The 3,463-nt window shown below is 76.6% G+C and carries 3 protein-coding genes and 1 pseudogene; 2 read left to right on the plus strand and 2 right to left on the minus strand.

All coding sequences use genetic code 11. The features are described 5' to 3' along the window. Nucleotides 1-28 precede the first annotated feature (28 nt). Nucleotides 29-979: a peptidase gene (locus ACFV0G_RS37335; protein WP_380557651.1), complete on the minus strand. Its 951-nt coding sequence runs from the start codon at nt 977-979 to the stop codon at nt 29-31. Between the two features lie 14 nt (nt 980-993). Then, on the minus strand, nt 994-2,262 hold the full coding sequence (locus tag ACFV0G_RS37340) for a VWA domain-containing protein (protein WP_380557657.1): 1,269 nt from the start codon (nt 2,260-2,262) through the stop codon (nt 994-996). Between the two features lie 161 nt (nt 2,263-2,423). Here ACFV0G_RS37340 and ACFV0G_RS37345 point away from each other — a divergent pair, with 161 nt between their 5' ends. Next, nucleotides 2,424-3,269 carry an ATP-binding cassette domain-containing protein gene (locus ACFV0G_RS37345; RefSeq protein ID WP_380557654.1) on the plus strand — a complete coding sequence of 282 codons (846 nt, stop codon included), beginning with the start codon at nt 2,424-2,426 and terminating at the stop codon, nt 3,267-3,269. Then, nucleotides 3,266-3,463, plus strand: a pseudogene (locus ACFV0G_RS37350) (ABC transporter); the annotation flags it as partial. The gene ACFV0G_RS37345 and the pseudogene ACFV0G_RS37350, both read left to right, overlap by 4 nt.

Genomic DNA, 3,463 nt, shown 5'->3' on the forward strand with positions numbered 1-3,463 from the left:
GCCCTCGCGGTGCAGCGCCGCCGCGCGGTCAGTCGCGGTAGCGGTCCTGCGGGCCCGGCTGGTGCGCCGGGAACTGCTGCGGTCCGCCCTGCGCGGGGATCGGCCGGACGGCCCGGTGGCCGCGCGGGTGCCGGGTGAGGGTGAAGCCCCACACGCCGGCCAGCGCGGCGAGCACGCCGCCGCCGACCGTCCAGAACCAGCGGGTGTTCCAGCCCGAGAACAGGTCCGAGTACCAGTGCGACTCCGGCTCGGCCGGGGCCGCGACCTTGGCGGTGCCCGGCGCCGGGGACGCCGACGACGAGGCCGAGGCCGACGCGGACGGCGCCGCGGCCGCCCCCGGTGCGGCGGTCGAGCCCGCGTTCACCGGCGGCACCAGCGGAGCCTTCAGCGCGCCGCCCTCGGGCTGCGCGTCGTCCGCCCCGCCCTTGGCGTCGATGTGCACGGTGACCTGCGCCGCGAGGCCCAGGTCGGCCTGCGGCACGTCGCTCACCGACAGCCGCAGGTAGTAGCTGCCCGGCAGCGGGTCGCCGGACCACGGCTCGGCCCACGAGCGGACCTGCCGCAGCGTGCAGCTCAGCGCCAGCGAGGCCGCGGCGGTGTCACCGGTGGCGTTCTGCGGTCCGGCGGTGCACGCCTGCCGGCGGCGCAGCCCGTCGAACACCTCCACCGACCAGGTCTGCGCTCCGTGCCGGTCGGCGGACGGCGGCAGCGCCACCGTGACCCGCACCGTGTCGGTCTGCCCCTCGGAGGCGGCGAACGCCCAGTACAGGTAGTCGCCGGTGGAGGCGGCCACCGAGGCGTCCTGGCCCGGTGCCAGCGTGCTGGCGGTCAGGAAGGTGGTACCGGCCGTCGTTACCGGGGCCTTCGCCCCGCTCGGCGACGACGACGGCGCCGCCGACGGGGAGGCGGCCGGCGCCGCGGGCGCCGCGAGCAGCACCGCGCCCAGCGCGAGGGCGCCGGCGGCGGTCGTACGCATCATCAGTCCACGCATCGTCAGTTCTCCCGCCAGACGGCGATCCGCCAGCGTGCCAGCCAGCCCAGCAGCAGGCCGGCGAGCAGACCGGCCACGGTCAGCACCAGCAGCAGGATCCAGCCCCGGCCCAGGCCCATGGCCGGGCCGTCGGGGGAGGGGGAGGCCTTGGTGACGTCCACCGTCAGCTCCACCGGCAGGCCCGGGTCGGCCTGCACGCCCGCCTGCGGCGCGAACGCATTGCTGACGACCAGGCAGACGTCGTGGCCGCCCGCCGCGGCCGTGCCGGACACGCCCGGGGAGGCCGCGGCGTGCCCGCCGGACGGCGCCGACCAGCGCACCCCGGTGGAGGCCACGTCGGTCCGGCCGCTGCCCGCGTCGGTGCCGCGCACCAGCTCCTGGCCCGAGGTGTCGGTGGCGAGCAGCAGCACGCCGTAGTCGCGCGCCACCGCGCGGTCCGGGGTGACGCTGACCGAGGCCCGCAGTTCCTGGCCCGGCTGCACCGCGACCCGGTAGACCCGGTGCTCGGAGAACTTCTCGCGGTCGCTGTAGACGCCGGGGGAGAGCACCGGGGCGCCGGGGCAGGTGTCGGTGCCGGCGACCTTCGCCGGCGTCACCTTGTAGGTGTCCTGGGCCCGGTTCACCAGCTGCTTGACCTTGCTGGTCAGCTGCTCCTGGGAGCGGACGTCGGTGTAGGTGCCGCCGGTCGCGTTGGCGATGCAGAGCAGCTGCTGGCGGGTCTTGTCGTCGTGCGCCAGGCCGAGCGTGTCGACCACCAGGTTGATGCCCTGGGCGGCGAGCTCGCGGGCCACCTCGCACGGGTCCGGCGGTGCGCAGGAGTCCTCGCCGTCGGTGATCAGCACCACCCGGCGGGTGGTCGGGCCGTTGCCGAGGTCCTGGGCGGCGCCGCGCAGCGCGAGGCCGATCGGGGTCCAGCCGGTGGGCCGCAGCGTGGCGACCGCCGTCTTGGCCTCCAGCTTGTTCGTCTTCCCCACCGGGTAGAGCTGCTTGGTGTCCTTGCAGCCCTCCGCCTTGTCGGTGCCGGGGTAGGTCGCGCCCAGCGTGCGGATGCCGAACTCGGTCTCGGCCGGCAGGGCGTCGATCACATCGCTGATCGACTGCTGCGCGACGGAGATCCGGCTCTTGCCCTGGATGTCGGTGGCCCGCATCGAGCCGCTGACGTCCAGGACGAGGTCGACCTTGGGCGCCTCGGTGGCGGCGGGGGTACCTCCGGTGGGTTCGTCGGCGTGTGCGGGTAGGCCGGCCAGCAGCGCACCGGCGGATATCGCCATGGCTGCCAGCAGGCCGGCGGCGCGGGCCGCCGGTCGTCGTCTGGTGATCGTCACCGCCGCATCCTAGGGACCATCAGTTCCGATTGCCCAATGCGTCCGCCCGCCCCGACGGGCCCGAACTAAGCTGCACACCAAGGACCTTCTGTGTGGAAGGAGTGCAGGTGAGGCTGGCGGGGGTGGGCCGGCGGTACGGCCGGGGCGGCCCGTGGGTGCTGCGCGGGGCGGACCTGGCGGTCGAGGCCGGGTCGCTGGTGCGGATCGAGGGCGCCAACGGGAGCGGCAAGTCCACGCTGCTGCGGATCGCCGCGGGCATCGAGCGGCCCACCGAGGGCACCGCCGACCTGCCCGCCCGCCGTGCGTACGTCCCGGAGCGCTTCCCGCCCGCGCTGCCCTTCGACGCGCGCGGCTATCTGCGCGGCCTCGGCCGGATCCACGGCCTCGACGCCGCCGAGGCGGCCCGCCGCACCGAGTACTGGCTGGAGCGGTTCGGCATCGCGGACCGGGCCGGCACCCCGCTCGGGCGGCTCTCCAAGGGCACCTGCCAGAAGGTCGCGGTCGCCCAGGCTCTGATCGCCGAGGCGGACCTGCTGCTGCTCGACGAGGCCTGGACGGGCCTGGACCAGCAGGCCCGCACCGAGCTGGACGACGCCGCCGCGGAACGCGCCGCGGCCGGCGGCCGGGTGCTGTTCGTCGACCACGACCCGACCCGGCTGGCCGGGTTCACCACCGCCGCCCACGCGGTCGACGGCGGCCGGCTGCGCCCGGTGGCGCCCGCCGCACCGCCCGCGGGCCCGCCGGTGCGGATCGAGGCCGAGGGGCCCGTCCCGGCCGCGGACCGGCTGCCCGGGCGGCCCGCCGTCACCCGGACGGCGGACGGCGCCACCGTGCTGGAGGTGCCCGCCGCCCACTCGGACGCGGTGCTGCGCCGGCTGCTCGCCGGCGGGCCCGGCGTCCACATCAGGGCGGTCCTCGCGGCCGCCGAGGCCGTCCGGGAGGAGGCCCGGTGAACGCCCTGATCCGCCACCACCTGGAGCTGGTGGCGCGCTCCCGGCGCTGGCTCCCGCCGTTCCTCACCTACGGCCTGCTGCTGGCCCTCGGCGTCTCCGGCGGGGACGACCCGCTGGCGGGCTGCGCCTACAGCGCGGGCCTGCTGCTGCCGGTGACCGCCTGGTGCGTACGGGCCGCGGCCACGGCGGAGCCG

Origin of the sequence: Kitasatospora sp. NPDC059571, from assembly GCF_042735675.1 — a bacterium.
Lineage (GTDB): Bacteria > Actinomycetota > Actinomycetes > Streptomycetales > Streptomycetaceae > Kitasatospora.